Annotated in this window: 16 protein-coding genes; 8 read left to right on the top strand and 8 right to left on the bottom strand. The window is 41.7% G+C overall.

Features of this window, described 5'->3' with window-relative positions; genetic code table 11:
• Positions 1 to 26 precede the first annotated feature (26 nt).
• Positions 27 to 3308: an amidohydrolase family protein gene (locus R8N23_RS01020; RefSeq protein ID WP_318169699.1), complete on the top strand. Its 3282-nt coding sequence runs from the start codon at positions 27 to 29 to the stop codon at positions 3306 to 3308.
• A 161-nt stretch (positions 3309 to 3469) separates the two neighbouring features.
• Here the strand turns inward: R8N23_RS01020 and R8N23_RS01015 are convergent, their stop codons facing one another.
• From R8N23_RS01015 to R8N23_RS01000, 4 genes are read right to left on the bottom strand one after another with little or no spacing between them, the layout of a single operon-like run.
• Complete coding sequence (locus R8N23_RS01015) at positions 3470 to 3883, bottom strand: VOC family protein (RefSeq protein WP_318169698.1); 414 nt, start codon at positions 3881 to 3883, stop codon at positions 3470 to 3472.
• Between the two features lie 5 nt (positions 3884 to 3888).
• Positions 3889 to 4701: a mechanosensitive ion channel family protein gene (locus R8N23_RS01010; RefSeq protein WP_318169697.1), complete on the bottom strand. Its 813-nt coding sequence runs from the start codon at positions 4699 to 4701 to the stop codon at positions 3889 to 3891.
• Between the two features lie 31 nt (positions 4702 to 4732).
• Positions 4733 to 5614 (bottom strand): hypothetical protein, encoded by an 882-nt coding sequence (locus R8N23_RS01005; RefSeq protein WP_318169696.1) that lies wholly within the window; start codon positions 5612 to 5614, stop codon positions 4733 to 4735.
• On the bottom strand, positions 5611 to 5985 hold the full coding sequence (locus R8N23_RS01000; protein ID WP_318169695.1) for a hypothetical protein: 375 nt from the start codon (positions 5983 to 5985) through the stop codon (positions 5611 to 5613). The genes R8N23_RS01005 and R8N23_RS01000 overlap by 4 nt, the downstream gene beginning before the upstream one ends.
• 211 nt (positions 5986 to 6196) lie before the next feature.
• Between R8N23_RS01000 and R8N23_RS00995 the strand changes: the two genes are divergently transcribed.
• The gene (locus tag R8N23_RS00995) at positions 6197 to 8422 is read left to right on the top strand and encodes a PHB depolymerase family esterase (RefSeq protein ID WP_318169694.1); all 2226 of its coding nucleotides are present in this window, start codon (positions 6197 to 6199) and stop codon (positions 8420 to 8422) included.
• Positions 8423 to 8478: 56 nt separating this feature from the next.
• On the opposite strand, the gene R8N23_RS00990 is transcribed toward R8N23_RS00995, so the two are convergent.
• On the bottom strand, positions 8479 to 8739 hold the full coding sequence (locus R8N23_RS00990) for a DUF4834 family protein (RefSeq protein WP_318169693.1): 261 nt from the start codon (positions 8737 to 8739) through the stop codon (positions 8479 to 8481).
• Between the two features lie 12 nt (positions 8740 to 8751).
• A complete protein-coding gene (carB, locus tag R8N23_RS00985; protein WP_318169692.1) occupies positions 8752 to 11568 on the bottom strand; it encodes a carbamoyl-phosphate synthase large subunit in 2817 nt (938 codons plus the stop codon).
• Between the two features lie 176 nt (positions 11569 to 11744).
• Between carB and R8N23_RS00980 the strand changes: the two genes are divergently transcribed.
• Positions 11745 to 12167, top strand: a complete 423-nt coding sequence (locus R8N23_RS00980; RefSeq protein WP_318169691.1) for a hypothetical protein — start codon at positions 11745 to 11747, stop codon at positions 12165 to 12167.
• Positions 12168 to 12323: 156 nt separating this feature from the next.
• Here R8N23_RS00980 and R8N23_RS00975 read toward each other — a convergent pair whose 3' ends face one another.
• Positions 12324 to 13742 carry a pyridoxal phosphate-dependent decarboxylase family protein gene (locus tag R8N23_RS00975; RefSeq protein WP_318169690.1) on the bottom strand — a complete coding sequence of 473 codons (1419 nt, stop codon included), beginning with the start codon at positions 13740 to 13742 and terminating at the stop codon, positions 12324 to 12326.
• A gap of 118 nt (positions 13743 to 13860) precedes the next feature.
• Between R8N23_RS00975 and R8N23_RS00970 the strand changes: the two genes are divergently transcribed.
• The gene (locus R8N23_RS00970; RefSeq protein WP_318169689.1) at positions 13861 to 14253 is read left to right on the top strand and encodes a TerB family tellurite resistance protein; all 393 of its coding nucleotides are present in this window, start codon (positions 13861 to 13863) and stop codon (positions 14251 to 14253) included.
• On the opposite strand, the gene R8N23_RS00965 is transcribed toward R8N23_RS00970, so the two are convergent.
• The gene (locus R8N23_RS00965; protein ID WP_318169688.1) at positions 14222 to 14878 is read right to left on the bottom strand and encodes an FkbM family methyltransferase; all 657 of its coding nucleotides are present in this window, start codon (positions 14876 to 14878) and stop codon (positions 14222 to 14224) included. The genes R8N23_RS00970 and R8N23_RS00965 overlap by 32 nt on opposite strands.
• Before the next feature lie 149 nt (positions 14879 to 15027).
• Between R8N23_RS00965 and R8N23_RS00960 the strand changes: the two genes are divergently transcribed.
• The 4 genes from R8N23_RS00960 (at position 15028) to R8N23_RS00945 (ending at position 24757) form a co-directional block, all read left to right on the top strand.
• Positions 15028 to 16107 (top strand): TIGR03032 family protein, encoded by a 1080-nt coding sequence (locus tag R8N23_RS00960; protein ID WP_318169687.1) that lies wholly within the window; start codon positions 15028 to 15030, stop codon positions 16105 to 16107.
• Between the two features lie 6 nt (positions 16108 to 16113).
• Complete coding sequence (locus R8N23_RS00955; protein WP_318169686.1) at positions 16114 to 19992, top strand: tetratricopeptide repeat protein; 3879 nt, start codon at positions 16114 to 16116, stop codon at positions 19990 to 19992.
• 143 nt (positions 19993 to 20135) lie between these two features.
• Positions 20136 to 21119 carry a hypothetical protein gene (locus R8N23_RS00950; RefSeq protein WP_318169685.1) on the top strand — a complete coding sequence of 328 codons (984 nt, stop codon included), beginning with the start codon at positions 20136 to 20138 and terminating at the stop codon, positions 21117 to 21119.
• A gap of 26 nt (positions 21120 to 21145) precedes the next feature.
• Positions 21146 to 24757, top strand: a complete 3612-nt coding sequence (locus R8N23_RS00945) for a putative Ig domain-containing protein (protein ID WP_318169684.1) — start codon at positions 21146 to 21148, stop codon at positions 24755 to 24757.
• The last annotated feature ends 101 nt before the right edge of the window (positions 24758 to 24858 follow it).

Here is a 24858-nt window from a genome sequence, read left to right as displayed (position 1 = left end):
TGATTTTAGACAACAAATAATTGACCATGAATAAACTATTGACAGCGCTAATCGTCTTTGGTGTCCTATTTGGAATCAAAGCACAGGAAAAAGACGAAAAGGAATGGAAAGTGTCGGAGCCGACCTTACCCTTTCAAGAAACAACAATAACCACAGATGAAGGCACCTGGATGAGTGTGGATGTGAGCCCTAATGGATCGCTTCTGGTTTTTGACTTGCTGGGAGATATATATACGCTGCCAATCACCGGAGGAAAAGCAACTGTGATTCGAGAAGGCCATGCCTTCGAAGTACAGCCGAGATTTAGCCCTGATGGCAAGCAAATCAGTTTTACTAGTGATGCCGGTGGAGGAGACAATATCTGGGTCATGAACGTCGACGGGTCTGACGCCAAACAAGTAACCAAGGAAGATTTTAGGTTATTGAATAATGCAATCTGGTCTGCCGATGGCAATTATTTGTATGCTAGAAAACACTTTACTTCTCAGCGTTCGGCTGGTGCTGGCGAAATCTGGATGTATCACAAATCAGGTGGTGCTGGCATTCAACTGGTAGAAAAGAAGAACGATCAGCAAGATATTGGAGAGCCTTGGGCGTCTTCAGATGGTAAATATGTCTACTATAGCGAAGACATGTATCCAGGTGGCTATTTTCAATACAACAAAGATCCAAACAGTCAGATCTACGCCATCAAAAGATATGATCTGGAGAAAGGAAAAACAGAAAGAGTCACCGGAGGAGCTGGCGGTGCAATTCGTCCGGTTACCTCACACAAAGGGGATAAACTGGCTTTCGTTCGTCGTGTAAGAGAAAAGACCGTGCTCTATTTGCATGATCTCAAGTCTGGTGCCGAATGGCCGATTTATGATGATTTGACTAAAGATCAGCAAGAGGCATGGGCCATTTTCGGTCCATTTGTTGGTTTCAATTGGACGCCAGACGACCAGCACATTGTGGTTTGGTCTAAAGGCAAAATCAGAAAAATCAATGTGGCTTCTATGGAAGTTACTACGATTCCATTCGAAGCTACCGCTACACACAAGGTCGTGGATGCACTGAAGTTCAAAAATGATGCAGCTCCTGATCAATTCACGGCAAAGGCCATTCGTCAGGCCGTGACTTCTCCTGATGGCAAAACTTTGGTGTTTAATGCAGCAGGCTATTTATGGAAAAAGAGTTTGCCCAGCGGCACACCTGGCAGATTGACTTCTGGTACAGACTTGGAGTTCGAACCCGCTTATTCACGTGATGGAAAATATCTGACCTATGTGACATGGAATGATGACAACATGGGAGCGATCCATCGACTGGAAATGACTTCTTCAAAATCGAAGCCTGTAAAGCTGACTACCGAGAAAGCCATTTATCGGGAGCCCGCTTTTCATCCTAATGACATCAACACGATTGTCTATAGAAAAGAAGGAGGCAACGGGCATCAAGGCTATGTGAATACCAAAGAACCTGGGTTGTACCTCTTGAAGGTTAGCACTTCAAAAAGAACACCAACCACAGCTACTAAAATCACAGACGAGGGCGCCTATCCAACTTTCAATCAAGCGGGTGATCGCATTTATTACCAAACGGGTGGTTATCTATTTGGCTCACTCGAAAAAACCTTAAAGTCATCGAAATTGGATGGAACTGATGTAAGAGAAATTGTAAAATCGAAATATGGACAACGGATCATCCCGAGTCCAGATGAGAAATGGGTAGCTTTTTCAAACCTGTACAAGGTGTATATCGCAGCTATGCCTTTGGCAGGAAAAACTATTACGCTCGACGGAAAGTCTACCAACGTACCTGTGGCTCAGGTGGCTAAAGACGCTGGAATCAATATCCAATGGTCAAACGATTCAAAAAGGTTGAACTGGACGCTAGGGGATGAATACTTTAGCAACGCAATCAACGATAGATTCTTGTTTGTGGAGGGTGCGCCAGACAGTATTCCACCTATGGATTCAGTAGGTATTAAAATTGATCTTCAATTACCTATTGACAAACCTCAGGGCAAAGTGGCGTTTACCAATGCCAGAATCATTACCATGAATGGTGATCAAGTGATTGAAAGTGGCACGGTAGTGGTTGAGTCTAACAAAATCATCGCGGTAGGAGCGAACGTTGAAGTTCCTTCTGATGCTAAAGTGATAGACGCCGCAGGCAAAACTATTATGCCAGGTCTAGTCGATGTGCATGCTCACTTAGGGGCCTTCAGATATGGGCTCAGTCCACAGCAGCACTGGCAGTATCATACGAATTTGGCTTACGGTGTGACCACTACGCATGACCCTTCTTCCAATACAGAAATGGTTTTCTCTCAATCTGAAATGGTAAAGACAGGGGCTATGGTGGGACCGAGAATATTCTCTACCGGAGTGATTCTTTATGGAGCAGATGGTGATTTCAAAGCTCTGGTAAATAGTTTGGATGATGCACGATCAGCAATCACTCGGACCAAAGCTTTTGGTGCGTTTTCTGTAAAAAGTTATAATCAGCCAAGAAGAGACCAGCGTCAGCAAGTCATTCAAGCAGCACATGAGCAGCAAGTGGAGGTTGTACCTGAAGGTGGCTCTAACTTCTTTCATAATCTCACGATGATCTTAGATGGACACACAGGCGTAGAGCACAATTTACCTGTTGGCGAATTGCACAATGATGTGATCCAACTTTGGAAAGCGAGTAAGACAGGATACACACCAACCTTGTTGGTGAGCTATGGATCTGTAAGTGGTGAATATTATTGGTATCAGACTACCAATGTTTGGGAAGATGAAAAGCTGTTGAATTTCACACCGAGGAGCATCATTGATTCCAGGTCGAGGCACAGAACCATGATTCCTATGAAAGAGTATGATAACGGACATATTCTCGCCTCTCAAAGCTGTAAGAAGCTGACAGATGTAGGCGTAAAAGTGAACCTCGGAGCGCATGGCCAGCTGCAAGGGTTAGGTGCTCACTGGGAGCTTTGGGAATTGGCTCACGGTGGAATGACACCGCTAGAAGCCATCAGATCGGCCACTTTGAACGGAGCCAATTACATCGGAATGGATGATCAGATTGGTTCGATTGAAGAGGGTAAGTTGGCCGATTTGATTGTATTGGATAAGAATCCTTTGGAAGATATTCAAAACTCAAACTCTGTGGTATACACTATGATCAACGGTCGTCTGTATGACGCCACTACCATGAATGAAATTGGCAATTACAATAAACCAAGAGGCAAATTTTATTGGGAGCAAACGGGATATGCGCCAGCATTTGACTGGCATGGCGCGAGTGACACAGGTTGTTCTTGTAGAGCTGGGCATTGATGTGAAAAAGAGGCTGTCTTAAAAATCCAGTTTATCCAACCTGTCACATTGAGCTACCTCGAAATGTCTGTCTGCGTATAGCAGCAAGGTTTCGAGAACCTCAGCCTGACAGTTTGTTTGACTTTTAAGACAGCCTCTTTCTTCATTTTGGCTCTTCTTATTCAGGAGGAAAAAACTTCATTGTCATCCTTGAATGATTTAAACTCTAGTGGATTCCCACTCAAATCAAAAACAAACATGGTGTGTTGTTCGCCAGTTTGTCCTTTGTATCTTTCTTGAGGTTTGACCAGAAATTCAACTTGTGCTGCTTCCAATTGCTGTCTTACTTTTTGAAAATCTGCTGGACTTAGCAAACATCCAAAGTGAGGAATGGGCACATTGATTCCATCTACTTTTCCACAGTAATCAAGCGGAGGAATATCATCACTTAGATGAGCGGATAGCTGGTGGCCAAAAAAGTTGAAATCAATCCAGGTCTCTGTAGATCGCCCTTCTTCGCAGCCTAAAATATCAACATAGAACTTTCTTGTAGACTCAATGTCTTTGACTTTGAATGCATAGTGAAAGGAATTCATTTTCTTCAGTCTTTATGTACATGCACATCCATCTGTGGGAAAGGAATGTTGAGGCCTTCTTTGGCGAAAGTCTTATAGATTTTTTCGTTCATATCGAAATGAACGGGCCAGTAGTTGGCCGTATCTACCCAAGCGCGTACCGTAAAATTGACTGAACTGTCTGCAAGCGCAGATACCGCTATAAACACCTCCGGATCTTTGTGAATTCTTTCATCTTCGTCAGCCAATCGTTTGATAACCGCCCTTGCTTTATCTACGTCATCTCCGTACCCGATCCCAAAGGTCCAATCTACCCTTCGGGTGGGTTCAGTAGTATAGTTGGTCATGCTGCTAGTGGACAAGCCGCCATTAGGTATGATGATGGTTTTATTATCGCCGGTTTTCACAATGGTATTGAAAATATGAATGGCTTTGACTGATCCTAGGTAACCTTGAGCTTCTATCACATCGCCAACCTTGAATGGTTTAAATAGTAATATCATTACGCCACCAGCAAAGTTTTGAAGAGTTCCCGATAAAGCCATACCAATGGCCAATCCTGCAGCACCTAATATGGCGACTAGCGAGGTCATTTCTATACCCATCGTAGTCAAAACAGAAATAACTAAGATCACCTTGAGCAGCATTGAAACCAGGCTGACTAAGAAAGGTTTGAGTGAGGCATCAATATCTCGGGCGTTTAGCAGTTTTTTGAACCCATTGGACAAAGCTTTGACTACCCAGAATCCAACAATGAGGACGAGTATAGCACCAACTAGTTTTGGACCATAAGCAAAAATCAAATCAAGAACTTTAGGCATTAAATCTTCAAGAGTCATAATTAGCTATTTAAATTCAAAATGAAATTAATCAATTCTTGTTTAATCTCAGACAGTCTGATAGACCTTTCCATTTTATGCGCTTGATTATCCATCTTCGTGGAACTCCAGTTTCAGTAAATTCACCTGATGCATAATAAAGGTGATCGGAATCAGCACTGACGTGTGGGTTTGCTTTATTGTTGGTGTTTACTACATCTGGTAATCGGATGGGCTTTTGCCAATTGCCATTTCTGTTTTGACTATAGTACATAGCTTCCTGTCCATCCTGAACATGGCCAAAAAGCAAGTAGGATTCTGTCGCACCTACATAAGGAGTAATCGTTGGCCCATTTAATCCACCCTCAAAAGAAACCTGTTTTGGAATTGAAAATTGGCCATCTACTTGATCAGAATAATAGATGGTTAGGTTGCTATAATCGACTTCACCAGCATGAAAATACATTCTGCCGCTTTGCGTCAAAGATGGGTGCGAGACGAGATTCTGGGACATGGAAGGAATATTGATAAACTCTGGTTTACCCCAGCCATCAGTTGATTTTGTAGAGCGCCATATATGCCAAGTTTGAGGAATGCTATCGATACCGGTGGGTCTGGTCGAACTGAAGTAGAGTTGATTTTCATTAGGGGAAAAGGAAACCCCATGTTCATCAAATTCGGAATTAAAAAAGGCGGGTTCAAGCGGTTGCCATTGATCATTTTTCTTTTGAGAAACCATGACTTCAAAATTTTGAAACAGAGTATCTGAAAGGGTGACATAAAATTGTTTGCCATTTGGGGAAAGCACTCCGCCATGAGCTAGTTGATTTTTTGGAATATGCTCAGCGAGAAACCCTTCTGGCTCTATTTGGGTTTTAGCATCTGGTCGGCATCCGATGATGAGAAAAGTGGAAAGAAGTAAAAATGCTTTCATTTCTCTTTAAATGGATGAGTGAAAGCTACATAGCCAAATGAAAAGCCAAGCAACATGGAGATGCCGGCGATGCTCCAAGTGAATGAGTTGTCTGCTGCTTTCAGGTAGCTCATACCTGATGCAAAGAAAAATAGGAAATTGGCCATCATCAATGGTTTGCCGTAGATGCCTCCCAGGATATTCGATCTCGTCATCCAGTTGAGCAAGGCGAAGGCTAACAACGCAGCACCCAACGTTTGAGAAATCAGAACAGCCATCCCTTCAGAATTGATATTAAAATAAGTATTGACTTCTTGAGGCAAGAAGGTGAGTACTATGCCTTGTGTAGCCAAGTAGACCACGCTTAAGACCATGAGAACTTTGGTATTCATATCAGATTTGATCAAGTCATGCAATAAAAAGTGTCAATAATTACAAAAATAGTCAGCAATTTGATTTTTGATCAAAATAGACAAATAGGTGGCCCTATTCACATTTTTATAAAATAATGACTGATAAGTCAACCCGGACTATTTTTAAAAAAGCACACATACCACATAGATAATCGATGAAATTCATAGGTATGATACAAAAAAAGGCCCTATGAAAAAACTACTAAACTTATTATTCTTTTGTCTGACGATGAGCACAGCTCATAGTCAGCTGACCAGCATTCCCAACTTCGGTTCAAATCCTGGGAATTTATCAATGTACATCCATACCCCTAGCAACATGCCAAGCGAAGCACCACTGGTTTTGGTGATGCATGGTTGTACACAAACTGCGAGTTCATACTCGAATGAAAGTGATTGGAATTCTTTGGCAGACACTTACAAATTTTATGTTATTCATGCTCAACAAAAAGGTGCCAATAATTCATCTGAATGTTTCAATTGGTTTGAAAATGGAGACATTAATCGCGGTTATGGCGAAGCGGCATCTCTGAAAAACATGACGGATTATATGAAAAACAATTACTCTATTGATGATGGAGAGGTATTCGTGACTGGTTTTTCTGGTGGAGGCGCCATGACCACAGTGATGCTCGCCACCTATCCAGACATTTTCAGTGGAGGAGCTGTCATGTCAGGTCTGCCGTACAAAGTGGCTACCACTAGCAATGCTGCCTTCATGGCCATGTTTGGCAATGTGAACCAATCACCTTCCCAATTGGGAAATAGTGTCCGCAATGCTTCTAATCATAATGGCCCTTGGCCAAAAGTGGTCTCCTTTCATGGTACATCTGATTATACGGTCTACTACATGAACCAGAATGAAATCATGGAGCAATGGACAAATGTTCATAGCATAGATCAAACCGCAGATGTGATTGAAAATTCGTTCATGGGAAATTCAGCTATTACAAAAAGTCAATATCAAGACCCCTATGGAAACACACAAGTTGTTTCCTATTCGATTAATGGAATGGGGCATACCATAGCTATTGATCCAGGAAATGGTGAAACGCAAGGAGGGAACACTGGTTCATATACAAATGACGTCGATTTTTTCTCCTCTTATTGGGCTGCAGAATTTTTCGGTATTCTTGAAAACACAACGCCCAGCTTGAATCCACCAACTAACGTAAATGCCATCGCCATTTCGTCCTCACAAATTAATTTGAGTTGGACCGACAACGAATCCACAGAAACCGCTTATCATGTAGAACGAGCTTTATCCTCTAACGGAAGCTATAACACAATTGCAACCTTATCCGCCAATGCATCTAGCTACAACGATGAATCTTTGACCCCTGCTACTACTTACTTTTATAAAATCAAAGTGACCGATGAAAGTACAAGTGCAAGTAGCATAGAGGTAAGTGCTACCACGCAGCAAGAAGGTACAAACTCACCACCAGCAGCCCCTTCGTCATTGAGTACGACTACCACTGGAATGTCATCGATACAGCTAAGTTGGCAAGACAATGCTGATAATGAAAATGCTTATATTATCGAACGTTCAGAAGGAAATGAATCCAATTATGTAGTAATCACCAATTTATCCGCCAATGTCGAAAGTTATTCAGACAATGGTCTTAGTGCCTCCACGACCTACTTCTATCGAGTTAAAGCTTCAAATACCGAAGGTAATTCTGGTTACAGCAATTCTTCTCATGCTACCACTGAAAGCCAAGCCACTATTGTGACTATTGGCAACACTTCAGGTAACGGTATTTTGAGTTACTCCAATAGTAACACTATGGGACAGTCATTCACGGCAACCGCCGATGGACAAGTGGTAGAAATTAATGTAAAGTTGGTTTACGGTATTTCAGGTTCTTCACTAAAAATATTTCAAGGAAATACTGTTTCAGGAACACCTGTCTATGAGCAGACAGGCATTAGCGCAGGAAGTGGATGGCAAACCATATCCCTTAGTACTCCATTCAGCATTAACAATGGTCAGATTTACACTTTTGTGATCACTAATTCATCCATTAGATATACTTATTCAAACACATACAATGGTGGCAATTTTTGGTACAATACGATTTCGTATGGCGTATTCGATGCTGCATTTACCATTTCAGTAAGTACCTTATCTGGTTCGGCACGGTTTGCTGAATCACCAAATAGTACTGCTCATTTAGGTAAACCATTCATTATTTACCCCAATCCTAGTTTTGGAAGAATTAAGGTGCGTATTGGTGAAGAAGCAACATTGGGAAAGTTAGAGCTGATCACCACTTCTGGTCAGGTCTTGATGCGAAAAGACCTAAATGCCAACCTTTCTGAAGTAAATTTGGAAGGGATTAAGTCAGGATTATACATTTTGTATATCAAAACTCAAGATCAAATATTTAAGAGTCAATTGGTTGTTAGATAGAAAAAAGGCCAACTATATAATAGTTGGCCTTTCATTAATTCTTCATTTTCTCGAGATTACTCCACCTCCTCATAGTTCACATAGTCACCACCCTTGAAGTTACCACTATCTTTAGATTGCTGTCTATCTCGAGGGTTGAAATCTATGCTCACATTGCCATCCCTCGGTTGTCTTTGCTGACTACGTTGCCCTTGAGACTGGTAGGTCTGTTGACGTGCCTGTGTAGTGAAACCTCCAAACAACGTCCGAAGAATAAAGCCACCCAGCTTGGCAATGACCCAAATAAATACAAATAAGAGGAGTAAAAACTTAAACATATTGTCTTTTACTTATCGACTGAGATATAGGTTTCGTTCTGAATACAATTCCATGAAATAATCGTCCATCAAGTCGTCAATAAAGTAGATCGACTCACCAGTTGATTTCATCTCAGGCCCTAATTCCTTATTTACATTCGGGAACTTGTGGAAAGAGAAAACCGGTTCTTTGATGGCATATCCTTCTTTCTTAGGATTGAATTTGAAGTCAGTCACTTTTTTATCTCCTAGCATCACTTTCACCGCATAATTTACATACGGCTCTTGGTAAGCTTTGCAGATGAACGGAACCGTTCTTGACGCTCTTGGATTCGCTTCAATGATAAATACTTCATCGTTTTTCACAGCAAACTGAATGTTGATCAAGCCAACAGTATCTAGCGCTATCGCAATTTTTCTAGTGTAGTCTTCGATCTTTCTGATGACCAAATCACCTAGATTGAATGGAGGCAATACGGCAAACGAATCGCCAGAGTGGATTCCAGCTGGTTCGATGTGCTGCATGATTCCGATAATGTGTACATTTTCTCCGTCGCAAATGGCATCTGCCTCAGCTTCTACAGCACCGTCAAGGAAGTGATCGAGCATGACTCTGTTTCCAGGAATTTGTCTGAACAATTCCACCACATGTGATTCCAGTTCTTCCTCGTTGATCACGATTTTCATACCCTGACCACCGAGTACGTACGATGGTCTAACTAACAATGGGAAACCAAGTTCCTTAGAAAGCTCCAAAGCCTCATCTGCAGTTTCGATCACACCAAACTTAGGATAAGGGATGTCGTTTTCTTTAAGCAAAGTTGAGAACGAACCTCTATCTTCGGCTAAATCAAGCGCTTTGAAACTCGTACCAATAATTTTGATACCATATCGCTCTAGCTTTTCAGCCAATTTCAAAGCAGTCTGCCCGCCCAGCTGAACGATCACACCCTCTGGCTTTTCCAAAAGGATAATTTCATAAATATGCTCCCAGAATACAGGTTCGAAATACAGCTTGTCTGCAATGTCAAAGTCTGTCGAGACCGTCTCAGGGTTACAGTTGATCATGATGGTTTCGTAGCCACATTCTTTTGCAGCGAGGATGCCATGTACACATGAGTAGTCAAACTCAATGCCCTGACCAATTCTGTTTGGCCCGGAACCTAGGACAATAATTTTCTTTTTATCTGAAGCGACAGACTCATTTTCCTCTTCAAAAGTAGAGTAGTAGTATGGCGTCTTAGCATCAAACTCAGCAGCACAAGTGTCTACTAGCTTGTAAGTACGCTTGATACCCATTTCTTGCCTTTTGGCAAAAACTTCACTTTCCAGACAGTCTAGCAAATGTGCTATTTGTCGATCAGCATAACCTTTTTTCTTCGCCGTCATCATCATGGGCTTCGGCAAAGTGTCGAGTTTGTATCGGCCTATTTCTTTTTCAAATAAGATCAGTTCTTCAATCTGGTTTAAGAACCACGGGTCGATCTTAGTTAAATTATGAATTGTCTTGAACGGTATGCCCAACTTGAAAGAATCATACACATGAAACAGTCGATTCCAGCTTGGGTGTTTCAAACTGTACAACAACTCATCGTGGCTTTTTAGCTCTCTACCATCAGCTCCCAATCCATTTCTTTTGATCTCCAAAGACTGACAGGCTTTCTGCAAAGCTTCCTGGAAGTTTCGGCCGATACCCATAGCCTCTCCAACAGATTTCATCTGCAAGCCCAAGTGTCTGTCAGAGCCTTTGAATTTATCAAAGTTCCAACGCGGCACTTTTACGATTACATAGTCGATTGTAGGTTCAAAGAACGCGGAAGTAGTCTTCGTAATTTGGTTATTCAATTCATCCAAATTGTAACCAACAGCCAGCTTCGCTGCGATTTTCGCAATTGGATATCCAGTCGCTTTTGACGCTAACGCTGAAGAACGAGAAACTCTTGGGTTAATTTCGATACCGATGATTTCATCAGTCTCTGGGTGCACGGCAAACTGCACATTACACCCTCCTGCAAATTGACCAATACCATCCAGCATCTTGATGGCAAGGTTTCTCATATGTTGATAAACCGTATCTGGAAGGGTCATGGCTGGGGCTACCGTAATGGAGTCTCCGGTATGTACACCCATTGGATCGAAGTTTTCAATCGAACAGATGACAATGAAGTTTCCAATATTGTCCCGCATCACTTCCAGCTCGTATTCCTTCCATCCGAGAATACTTTGCTCAATCAATACTTCGTGAATTGGCGAAGCATGAAGTCCAGCATTTAGGGCTTTATCAAAATCTTCTGGTTTTTCAACAAAACCTCCACCGGCACCACCGAGGGTATAAGAAGATCGAATGATCAATGGAAAACCAATTTCTTGTGCGATTTCTTTTCCTTCTAAGAAAGAGGTCGCTGTTCTTCCCTTACAAACGCCTACATTCAGCTTTTGCATCAGCAGTCTGAATTTTTCTCTATCCTCTGTAGTTTCGATCGCATCGAAATTTGAACCTAAGATTCGCACATTGTGCTTCTTCCATATGCCTGCTTTGTCGCAGTCCATGGCTAGGTTCAATGCGGTCTGTCCACCCATGGTAGGCAGCACTGCATCGATGTTATCATGTTTTTCGAGGATTTCTCGAATGGATTGTTTTGTAAGGGGCTTGAGGTAAATGTTGTCCGCTGTTACTTCATCAGTCATGATGGTTGCCGGATTCGAATTGATCAACGTCACTTCGATTCCTTCTTCCCTAAGTGATCTTGCCGCTTGCGATCCTGAATAATCGAATTCACAAGCCTGACCGATAACGATAGGGCCGCTTCCAATGATGAGTACTGATTTGATGCTATTGTCCTTTGGCATTGCGGATGTTTTTTATTTGATAGTATGGATACTCTAAAATTGCGCAAATCTAGATGCTATTCAGCGTAATAAAAAGGTTTAAGTGCATTGTCTCGTTTTTTTCTTACCCTCCTTTCTCCTGCTTGTTGATCTTTAAAGAAATATGGTGTTAAATTTATCCCTCAATTGAAAATGCTATGAAGAAAATAAGACTAACCTTGGTGCTTTTTTGTGCACTTGTTACCATCAATTCTTGTGAATCAACCAAAGAAAAGACCGCTGAAATTTCTGAAGGTCTAGTAGGCGACTGGCAAGTACAATGGGTGACTTACCCAGACAAAAATGCTCCAGCTAATGATTCTATCAACTACACCATGAATGGTGAAATGAATATCAAGGCCAATGGTAAAATCACCATTAATGCATTCGGTTACAAGAACTGCATTTTCGGTGCGGATACTTTAATCCATACGCTGAATTGGGAAGTTCCATCGGATACAATTTTAAACCTGACTAATGATGGAGATAAATATGGTATCCCATATACGATCTTAGATTTATCGGATAACAAAGTGAAGCTACAATTGGTCGAGGATGTGTATCTGTTTTTGACGAAATAGATTTATAAAATGAAATTGGGTTTCTACAAGTTGTATCAATGGATTAAACCTTTATTCAAGGAAAAGGAGATCAATTGTGTTGATGAAACAGCATACGAATGTTCTTCAATAAAAAACAGGCAACGATTAGAATCCGGCATTCGATCACTAGATAAATCAGGCTAACAACTCCCTCATCACTTCAAATAAGTAATCAATATCTTTCTTAGTTCGTCGGTGGTTGGTGAGACTGATTCTCAAAGACACTTTATCATTGATCTTTGTTCCGGCAAAAAATATGCGTCCATCTGCCTCTATGGCATTTAGCAAATTCGTGTTGATTTCATCTAGCTCATTTTCACTTAAAGAGCGATTCCCTACATAACGAAAGCAAACAATAGAAAGAGGTACTGGAGCAAGTAATTCAAAATCATCACTTTCCTCAATGAGTTTTGCGGCGTACTGTGCATTGGAGATATCATTACTAATGGCTGCTTTGAGTTTATCAGCACCATAAGTTTTAAACGTCATCCAAACCTTGAGTGCTTTAAAGTCTTTCGTGAGCTGAAGGTTGAAATCCATTAAGTCTTCTTTGTCATCAGATCCGGCAGTCAGATAATCCGGAACAAGTGAGAAGGTGTTTCTCAATTTTTCTTTGTCTTTCACAATCACGCAGGCGACTTCGAAAGGCACATAAAACCATTTGTGTGGATTGATCAGAATCGAATCGGCACGATCTATCCCTGCGAACAAATGACCAGCAAGTTTTGTGGCTGCCGCAGGGCCTCCATAAGCCGCGTCCACCACGTACCATAGATCATACTTTTCTGCCAGGTCCGCCAAAGCATTTAAATCATCCACAGCCCCAGAATTGGTGGTGCCTGCTATGCCGACAATGCCTATTGGCAACATACCTGCTTTTTTATCATCAAGAATTTGTTGTTCCATTTGTTCAACAGATACCTGGAAGTTTTCGTCTACAGCAATTTTGCGAAGATATTTTTTTCCAAGGCCCAACATATCCATCCCTTTGTCGATACTGCTATGCCCTTGATTAGAAGCATAAACTGTCATTTTTGGTGCTTGCTGCATACCTTCATTGGCGACGTCTATGGGACATTTCACTTTTCGCATGACTGCCAGATTCAGAAAATTGGCCACAGAGCCCCCGCTTACCATAACGCCTCCGGCTGATTCAGGATAGCCTATGAATTGACAAATCCATTTGATGACTATCTTCTCAATTTCGGAATTAGCTGGTGCACTGTGCCATTTCAGATTATTTTGATTCAATGCATTCTTGAGCATTTCGGCCAAAACTGAGGTTTGATTTCCTCCACCAGTGATGTAACCATAATAATTTGGGCTTGCGTTGAGATTTGAGTGAGTATAAACCTGTTCATCGATTTGATCCAAAAGGTCGGCTGCTGACGATGGAGAAGTGGGTAGCGGTTCGTCAAATTGCTTCCGGATGTCTTCGGGGGAAGGATTCTGATAGGTCTTGTTGGTAGATAGATTTTCTTGCCAACTCAAGACAATGTCTGACGCTTGTTGGAGTAGAGCCTGATATTCTTTCTGTGTAAAGTCTAAACTCATTTGGATTACTTTGTTAAGATCTTATTCAAGATAGAAATAATTGCCTTGGCGTTCAACCATCTGCTTTTAACTATTCAAAAATTAGGTATCTTACAGTTAATCATTCCGTTTCAATCTTATGGTAAAGGAACAACTCAAAGCGCTGGCTCAACTGGCCAATAGTGATGGAGAAATAGATGAGCGAGAGCTTAGATTGATTTTCCGAATAGGAGAGGCCCATGGAATGGACCGTGAAGGAATCCAACAAATCATTGACAACCCTGGTCAACTAGGAGATCTGAAAGCCTTGGATGATGATGATAAATTCGAATTTCTCTACAGCATCATTCAGCTAATGAAAATTGATGACGAAATCTACAATGAGGAGGTTTTGTACTGCCAAAAAATTGCCATGAAATTAGGATACGGACTAGGCGCAGTGATGGAAATGTACCCACACGTACACAAGAACGTAGTCATCCGCGAAGAAAAACTCCGACTCAAAAAGAAGGTGAGTGAGTTTTTGAAGTAGCCTGAGAAAGATAGTTTTTGTTCCAAGCGTATGAGACATCTTTTCCAAGCACAAGGTCAAAACCCAAATAATCGAAAATGGGTTGTATGTCTCCTTCACTCAAAAACTCGCGGTGCAATTCAAATGCTATGAATCTTACTTTTGGGAGGAATGAGTTGGCCTTTTCGAGATCACCAAGCAGCATTTGCTCCGCCCCCTCAATGTCCATTTTTAAAAAATCAATAGTATCTATTTGTTTACTCTGCATAAGTGTAGGCATATCAAATGCTCTGATTGACCCGAACTCCCTTTCCAAAAAGGAGGTGGACCACTCTTTACCATCTCTAAAAATTTGATCCTTGACCACTCTTGTGTTTTTGCCCCAAACGGCGGCCTCGGTGTATGAGACTTGAGTTAGCTGATTGGTTTGAATGTTTTTTCTAAGTAACTCGTAGTTTTCAGCGTCAGGCTCAAGACAGAATACTTCCGCTAATGGAAAAATTGTTTTGAAATAAAGACAGCTTATGCCAATATAAGCGCCCAGATCAAAAATAATTGGTGTGTCGAGTTTAGGGTAAAGCTGTTTGAACTTTGAAATGCTCTGGCTATAACATTGTTTAAATAAGAGTTGGTTTACGACTTGCAAGTCACTTGAGGGTTTATCTCTAATTTCAATTTTTAGCCAAATTTGATGTTGAGACCGAATATTCAAATCGATCTGATTATGAATATGAAATTCCTTTAATGAACTATCTTTAAAACTAATTTTTAGATTTTTTAATCCCATTTTGATCGATGCCAACTTCTGAGCAGCCGCCATTTTATAGCACTTACACACCCAATATTCCAGAAATTCTTTGGAAAAACAAACTCACTCTTGCGATCACCACCTACCAGGCCGGGAAGGTAATATTTATAAGTGCGAGTAGTGAAACGGGTTTGATCCAATTGCCAAGGGACTTTAAGAAGGCAATGGGCATGGCGTATCATAAAGGCAAAATGGCCATAGCCACTCAGGAAGAAGTAGTGGTCTTAAAAAACACACCCTCATTGGCCAAGGGATATCCTAAAATGCCTGATACTTATACAGGGCTGTTTATGCCAAGAGCGCTCTATTTTACTGGTGAGGTGGACATGCATGATATGGCTTGGGGTCAAGAGGGGCTTTGGGGTGTAAACACCCGGTTTTCTTGCTTATCATTGATTAATGATGAATACAGTTTTGAGCCGAAATGGAAACCAAAGTTTATCTCAGATTTGGTGCCGGAAGATCGTTGTCACCTCAATGGTATGGCCATGAAAGATGGCAAACCAGAATACGTAACAGCTTTAGGAACTACTGATTCCGCTTTTGGGTGGAGAGGAAATAAAACTAAAGGCGGAGTGCTTATGCATGTACCCACGAGTGAAATTGTTAGTACTGACCTAGCCATGCCACATTCTCCTAGAATAGAAGGAAGTAAGCTCTTTGTCTTGTTATCGGCAACTGGCGAATTGATTTCTGTAGATCAGCAGACTGGCAAATATGACGTGATGACAAAAATCCCTGGGTTTGTTCGGGGTATGTCACGTTATGGTAATCTGCTTTTTATTGGGCTTTCGAAAATGAGAAAATCTAGCCCCACCTTCAAGGACCTTCCTATTGCACAGGAATCGATTTTCCCTGGAGTTATTGTGGTGGATGCTAATACCGGAAATATTGTGGGCCATATTCGGTATGAAAACAGCTTGGAAGAAATTTATGATATTAAAATCATAAGCAATATGCCTAGACCCGGGATTTTGGGTGTAAATACGGATGATTTTAGGAATGGATTATCAATGCCCAACCAAGGATTCTGGGCGATTCCAACTGAAGGGGAGAAAAAAGGTTAAAGAGGAATGATTACAGCCAAAGCTTATTATGATCAGTTACTACAGGAGGCAACCCTGGCACATCAATCTGGTGATCTTATCAAAGCCATAACCCTTTACAAGCAACTAACCAAGGATATGAGCGGGCAACCCGAGCCCTATCATAGACTGGCTCTAATACATGCGCAAAAAGGAGAGTACAAAGAAGCCATTCCTTGGTTTGAAAAGGCGGTGGCTATCATGCCAGACCACCCCGCCTACAACACTAACTTTGCAGAAACACTTCAGCGGGTCGATCAGAATGACCGAGCGATTGAATTGCTCCGAAAAACCATTAGTAGGGATCCGAATATTCTTGAAGCCAACCAAAAATTGGCAACCATTCTCAAAAAAACAGGGTCTTATGTCGAAGCTGCGGATTTGTTCAAAGGCATCATTGAAAAGGAGCCAAAGTTTTATCCGGCATTTTTTCAGTTGGGGACTTTAATGTTAGAAACTGGAAATTTCAAATCCGCTAAAGAATACTTAGAATCAGCCGTCGAACTTAACCCAAAAGCAATCAAGGCCCTTAATAACTTGGCAGTAGCTCATCAGGAGTGGGATGAATATGAAGAGGCGATATTATGTTATGAGAAAGCACTAAAGTCGGATCCCAACTATACCGATAGTGTTCGAAACCTCGCTCTGATACATGAAAAAATAGGACAGCCAGAAAAGGCTAAAGCATATTGGACTCGGTTAGCGAAGCTGAAAAATGACGACCCACTGATTTCCTGGAAGGCTGAAATCGTTGAGCCAGCAATATTTAGATCTACTCAAGAAATTGATCAATTCCGAAAGCATGTGGAGGATCAGTTGAGTCTGATTAAGAAAAAGAAAATCAATATTGATGCAGATCAATTGACCCAACTCGATGTCTATCCTCCTGCAGGTTTGATCTATCATGGAAGAAGCGACTTCGAAGTCAAAAAAAAGTACGGTGAACTTTTTAAGGGTATTCCAAAAGTTCAACTGCAAAAAAAGTCGAGTGGCAAACCTCAAGTTGGATTTGTAGTGACCGGTGGGCACGAAGGTGTATTCTTAAAGTGCATGAAAGGTTTGATTAATCGCTTATCTACTGAAAAAATGGATATTACTATCGTTTGCAGCTTCCCGAACGGAGTGAAGATAGTAAAACCTGCGATTGAAAACCCAGCGATTAAACTCCTGAGCTTGCCCAAGTCATTGGGCCAAGGCATTCATTTGTTGAGTTCGTTGAATTTTGACTTGCTGTATTATTGGGAGGTCGGTACGGACGCTTATAATTATTTCATTCCCTATTTCAAACCGGCCAGAGTACAAGTGACCTCCTGGGGATGGCCAACCACCTCAGGTATTCCTACGATGGACTATTTTATTTCGGCTCGTGGTTTAGATGAGGAATCGGATCAAAAAAGTTATAGTGAACAATTGGTACTATTCAAGAAGTTGCCAGCGTATTATTTTTCACCTGAAGTACCTGAACTTAACCTAACCAGAACTCATTTTGGAATCAAAGAAGATGCGAACTTATACTTGTGTGCTCAAAATGTAAAAAAGGTACACCCTGATTTTGACCAATTGGTCAAAGAAATATTGGAGAAAGACGAAAAAGGTATTGTGGCCTTCTTGGGGGATAAGCACGCTTTAGCCAGCGAAGCACTCGAGCGAAGATTAAAAAAGAGTTGCGGTAACCATGCAGATCGAGTAATGGTATTGCCAAGACAAGACAAAGCTGGCTACTTCAATATATTGAACCTTGCCGATGTGGTGCTTGATACCATCTATTACAATGGCGGAGCCAACACTAACGGAGATGCATTTGCGCTCGATAAGCCAGTCGTCACCCTGCCTGTTGATTTTCATCGAGGGAGGTATACGGCTACGGCATATGCCCAAATGGGATTTGATGATTTGGTCGGAAAGAATATGGAAGACTATGTGACTTTGGCTGTGCGAACGGCCACGGATAGTGGTTTTCTTGAAATGGTTTCTCAAAAAATAGCAGAGAATAAACACCTGTTTTTTGAGGATGAAGAAGCTGTTCTTGAATTGGAAAAATTTATAGAAGAAGTAACTCAAGCAGGTCAAGCCGGAAAACCTTTGCAGGAGGCTTCTGATGACAATTCAGCTCAGGAATGGCTAAAAAAAGGGTTGTTTCATAAACAGAAACATCAGCTCAAACCAGCTTTCGATGCATTAAACAAGGCGAGGCAGCTAGACCCTACCAATGTTGAAATCCTCAAGCGATTTGCTGAGCTATTGTCTGACTTGGGTCAAAACAGGGACGCATTTATTGCCTATAAAAAAGCAATCGGTCTAGCTCCAAATGATCCAGAAATTCTCAATAATTTTGGCGGGTTGCTATTGGAAAACCGGCAATTTGAAGAGGCTATCCCCTTACTCAAGCGGTCTGCTGAAACCGACCCAAACCAACAATCTGCCTTTGTTAATTTAGGTTTGGCCTACGAACATGCTGGAGACACACCAGCAGCTGAGAAAATTTATGAGCGCATTATTGAAAGACTGGAAGAGGATGATTTATTCAGACTGCATATAGAGACCTTGTGTCCCAATATTGCGCAGAGTAATGAGGAAATAGATAACTATAGAAGCCGAACCAAAGCAATACTTTTGCATTATGATCAGCTGGTACCTATTACTTTGTCCATTGAAAAAATCGAGCATTCTTATGCTTTTCCATCATTCAGTTTTACCTATCAAGGTAAAAATGTAAAAGAGATCAAATCGCTATGGGGGGAGTTTTATGCTAAAAGAATTGAGCCTGTTTCCCTTGGGCAAAAAAACCAAAAACCAAAAGTAGGGTTTTTGGTTACTCAGTCGCACGAGGGTGTTTTTATGAAAGACGCTGGAGGTATATTGAAAAACCTTTCGAGCGAAAAATTTGATTTGGTGGTACTAGCCAACGGAGGTGAAGCCATGGAAGGGCTCAAAGCATTTATTGATCGCAAAGACATCACCTTTTTATCATTTTCAAAGCAACTCGGCCGAGCCGTTCAGGAAATCGCAGTACTTAATCTAGACTTTTTATACTATTGGGAAATTGGCTCAGATGCGCTCAATTATTTCTTGCCCTATTTTCAATTAGCAAGAGTGCAGATCTCCAGCTGGGGAAGTGCTTTTACTTCTGGCAACCCAAGAGTGAATTACTACTGGTCGAGTCGATGGCTGGAGAATGAAGATTATTTAGATCATTATACAGAGCAGGTGGTTTTATTTGAAAACCTCCCAACCTATTATTATCGAACGGGAGAATCTATTGGATCAAAAACCAGAGCCGATTTTGATTTGCCCGAAGACTGCAGAATTTACCTCTGTGTGCAGAGTATGAGTAAAATTCACCCAGATTTTGATGAATTGCTTTTAGGTATTTTGGAGAGAGATGATAATGCCCTGATTTGTTTTACCACCCCAAAGCAGCAAATACTGATAGAGCAACTTCTCAATAGATTTCGAAAGACATTAGGAACTTACATGAACCGTATTCGGGTCATTAAGAAAATACCACATCAGGAGTACCTTCAATTGATCAAACTGGCAGACGTCTGTCTGGACCCACCTCATTACAGCGGTGCGAATACGACTTATGAAACATTGCAAATGGGAGTTCCTGTGGTGACTTTACCCGGCAAGTTTCAGCGAGGAAAGTATACTGAAGCGATTTATCGCATATTGAACTTGGAGGAATACATGGCCAAGGACTCAAAAGGGTATATTGATTTGGCAATCCAGCTTGCAACTGATAAGAGTAAAAGTAAGGAGCTCATAGCAGGGTACAACACCAGTGCTTCTCGGTTGTTTGAGCAGAGAGGGGTAATAGATGAGATTGAGCAATTTCTCTTGGATACTTTCAAAACGATCAATTAGGTTTCGTTCCCTACAAATTTGTAATTAAAATAAAGCTCGGCTTTATTATTTTTAGTATATTTATTGACTGTGTTTCAACCAGCTAAAAATTAGGATATCCACTAGGGCCGTTTAAGTAAGGCTGCCTAGATAACTTAAGAACAATGAAGCACCAAAACTACCTCTATCTGGAGTACCGTAGAGCCCTACGGAAATTCAGAAAACTTCAAACGCGCTTTGAAAAAAGGATAGCGAACAACACCTTTCAAGAGCTCACTGCTCGAAGAAGATATCAACTCCTTTCCAGGCTACGAAAACTCAAGGAAAAAATAGAGCAATTAACCAGTCGATTGAAGCTGGCGGCAGCAGGTGGTTCTTTAGCCTTCACCATGGGACTTGCTTTGGGTGGCCACGAGGCAGAAGCGCAGGTGCAAGGGGTACCGAAAGTATTAAGCATCGACAAAACGCTGGCGAATGATGCAACCACAAGCAGTCAGCGAAACCCAAGTGTTGGTTTGAACAACGAAGGCAACTTTGCTATCGTCTGGGAGGACAATAATGACGGTTCACTTCAAGGTAAAGGTTACGGAGGCGATGTGGAGCAGAGCCTTGATTTTTCAATTCCTCTAAGTACTGAGGATACTTACTATGTGGATCCATCTATCGCTATCAATGAGGATGATCAGTTCATTGTGGCTTGGGCGGATAGTGGTTTTGCCATCAAATACATGAGGTATGAGGTGGAAGGAGATGAAATTACAGCTGATGGGCCCTATACGGTTATTGAAGAAACAAATGAGGATTATGTATATAATCCTGATGTGGCGCTGGATGAAGATGGCAATTTTGTAATCACTTGGTCTCAACATAATGGTAGTGACTACGATGTAAAGGCAAAATATTATACCAGTGACAATGTTTCTGCTGGAGTACTTGATGTCAGCCAAAACACTTCGTATGACCAAAAGTCACCCGCAGTGGACATTGACAATGAAGGGAACTTTATAATTATCTGGGGAGACGAAGCCAGTACTGGTAGTGCGCCGTATGGATTTGTGACAGGAAGAAAATATGTGGCAGGAATTCCCGATGACGATGAACAGCATCTGGTCCAAGAATTTGATGCTAGTAGATTACGCCCGATGTAGATCTTAATGGAGATGGTAGTTTTGTAGTGTCATGGGAGTATTCTGCAAACCCAGGTACTACCGAATATGTAAGAGCTCAGGTGTTTAATGCCGAAGGCTCCGCAGCCAGCTCAAAAATGAATATTGCAACGTCAAGTTTTATAGATAACCCCAAAATTGCTGCCGACAAAGATGGAGGTTTTGCAGTTGTATATGTAACCTCTTCTGGTCAAGAGATCAAAATTGAAGGAAGCAGGCACAATAGATTCGGAAGCCAAATAGAGACGGTCGAGTTTTACAACGAGAACTACACAGGTAATTCTGCGAATCATCCAGCCATAGGTATGAACAATCAAGGAGACTTTGTAGTAGCCTGGAACGATAATTTGAGTGATGTGAACTCGAGTACCTGTAATGAAGATACAGACTGTGATGGCACTGGAGTCTACTTCAAAAAATATGGTGACCCAGAGAATGAACCCTATTGTGTGGTCGACGAAAGTCAGGTTAATGACTATAGCGCAGGGACCCAACATAAGCCAGCAATTGACATTGATATCAATGGCAATTACGTGGTCGTTTGGGAAGGTGAATGGCATGGTTCTTTAGAGGATAGTCAAGGCATTTTAGGCCAACGATATAAGGCGGACGGAACAAAAGACGGGGAAGAGTTTCATGTAAACACATCCACCAATAGCAATCAGTCCGCACCTGACGTGGCTGTTGATGGCTCAGGTCATTTTATTGTGACCTGGAGTGGGTATGCTGGAACTTCCCGAACGGGAATCTTCGCTCAGATGTACAATTCCGATGGTTTGCCCAATGGCTCAGAATTTCGGGTGGATCAAGAAACCACTAGCTATTATCGATTAGGCGAACCTTCAGTAGATATTAATCATGATGGAGATGCCGTGATTGTTTGGGAAGGGAGTTATGGAAGTGAGATAAATGCTAGAGTGGTCAATGGCCCCAATTCATTTGGTGGAAATGAGTTTAAAGTAAATGCTAGTACATTTTCTGGTGCGAGAAATTACCCGGATGTCGCCATTCAAGATGATGATAGTTTTGTGGTTACTTGGGGATCTTGGGTCTCAGGTGGAGAAGATCAAACTTTTATCCGTCGATTTGATAGTCAAGCTTCGCCTTTGGATGCGAATGACATCCAAATTTCGGATAACACCAATTTCCAAACCCGCCGCCAGTCCATAGCCATGGATAAGGTGTCTGGTGATTTTATGGTCGCATTTACGGAATATTCAGGGTCTTATTCTAGTGTCCTGGCAAGCAAGTACAAGAGTGACGGTACGGCTATTTTCGAAGAAGAAGAATTGACCAATTATGCTAGCACGGATGATATACCCGATGTTTCAGCGAATCTTGCAGGTGAGTTCGTTGTAGCATGGAACCACGTGCAAGGCAACGGACACATGAATATGTCCATATTCGATTCGGAAAATGAATTGATCTATGAAAATTATGAGGCGATTAACCCAGAAAATTTTTCTAGCCAGGGAGGTGTGGCGGTTGCACTTGATTTAGATGGGGATGCTGTCGCGGTGGTCGGTGCTTACTATGGCGGAGGCTATAATGTATATACCAAAACCATAGCTCCACCATTGGCTGGAAATGTTGATAACGGGATGGAGTTTATTGTGAATAGCATTACATCGGACAATCAAACTAGTCCAGATGTTGCACAAAATGCGGATGGAGATTTTGTGGTGGTCTGGAGAGATACTTACGCAGGTCAAGCAATAAAAGCACAGCGATACAACGAAAAGGGTATTCGACAAGGATCAGAAATAATTGTGAACAACAATACTTCAACTAGTTCGAGATACCCTTCTGTGGCTTTGAATGATGAAGGCAATTTTATGGTGGTTTGGCATTTTTATAATGGTGGAACTGGCGGCGAAGATGTGATGGGCAGTGTGTACGACTGGAATGGCGAAGTGGTAAAGGATGACTTCATCCTTAATTCAGACGAAACCGATGGCCATCAGGTCTATCCAGATATAGCGCTCGATGAAAATGGAGATTTTCGTGTGATATGGTCTAGTACTACTTATTCCGATGACTCTTATTCGGCCATTGCAACCAAAAAATTTAGCCCAACGGGTGTAGCAGAATCTGCAGTGACCAACTACCTGACCGATGATGTTTTAAATGTCAATGATCATAGAGGATCCATTGCGATCAATGAAGATGGAGATATTGCCGTTTCTTATACCTACGGTTATGATGGATATGAACTGTATTTGAATGTCTTTAATAAAGCGCTTGAATCACAGGTAGAGGACTTGCAGATTAGCAATTCGAATGAGATTAAAGTGTTCAAGCCAGCCATAACCGCGACAGAAGACGGAGACTTTGTGGTGGCATGGGTAGAAGGAAGCGATTACCATGATTTGTTAGTAAGAAAATATTCTTCGGGAGCGACCTTTGATGGGAACGCCATTGAAATTGATGCTGGCGATAGACCCAACGAAGCGGGCATCCAAGCGGTCGATGATGGAGATTTTATCCTAACTTTTGTAGATGAAATAGATGACAGCGGTGATTATGATGGTATATGGGCACAGCGCTTGTCTTATGAAATGGAGAAGATTGGGCCGGAGTTTTTGGTCAACGACACCACTCAAAATGATCACTCAAATAGTGCCATGGCCTCCAGTCCAGATGGTAGCTACACTGTAGTGTGGGAAGCCGATTATACTGATGGTAGCAACTATGCTGTGATGGCCAAACAATTCGTGTCTCATAAACCAACTGTAGAAGTAAATGATCTTAGCCTAGACGAAGGAGCGGAAGCTGATATTACTTCTGATGAGCTTTTGATCAGTAATCCGTCAGGCGGGGATGAATCTCCTCTGCTCACTGTGACGCTATTGCCTTCTCAAGGTACTTTGAAGCTGGACGGTAATGCCATCACCTTGAATCAGCAGCTTAATGAAGATGACATGTTCTTCCTGAGCTATGAGCACAATGGCGAGGAGGGTACTTTTGATCTATTTACTTTCACCGTAGCTAACGAAGATTTTGAAACTGGAACGAACTCCTTCTACATTAGTGTCAATCCGGTGAATGATGTACCAACAGTCGCTAACCCAATTCCCGATCAAAGCACAACCGGTTTCGAGTCGTTCAGTTATACGGTTCCAGCCAATACTTTCACGGATGTAGAATCTGAAGAATTGACCTTGTCTGCTACTCTGTCGAATGGCTCGAATTTGCCTAGCTGGTTGAGTTTTAATGCGGCTACTCGTACATTCAGCGGAACGGTGGAAAACGATCCTGATTTTGACCGAACGATTACCATTAAAGTCTCTGCTTCGGATGGCGAGGCCTCGGCGTCAGATGAATTCAACATTGCTATTGCTTCGGTGTTGACTGTGGATGAAAGTAATCCTAATGGTGTTCAGCTCTATCCTAACCCTACTGAAGGACAGCTGCACTTGAGACCGCCGGCACATATGGTTGGCACCATTGATCTGTATATGTTTAATGCCTCTGGTCAGTTGTTGGATCAATCTAGAATAGAGCAAACACGTGCTTCAATGGTGATAGACATAGATGTAGCCCATTTGAAGAAGGGTCTTTATCTATTAAAATTGGTAAACGAAAACGCGACAACTACTTACAAGATCAATAAAGATTAATTCACAATACATTTTGAATGCTATTAACAGCCATGGAGTTTTTCTATGGCTGTTTTTGTGGGTGACTATTCCATTTAAAACAATTTGCCAATTTGTTCGAA

It is taken from the genome of Reichenbachiella sp., assembly GCF_033344935.1.
Taxonomy (GTDB): domain Bacteria; phylum Bacteroidota; class Bacteroidia; order Cytophagales; family Cyclobacteriaceae; genus Reichenbachiella.
This window is presented reverse-complemented; position numbering and strand designations above follow the sequence as displayed.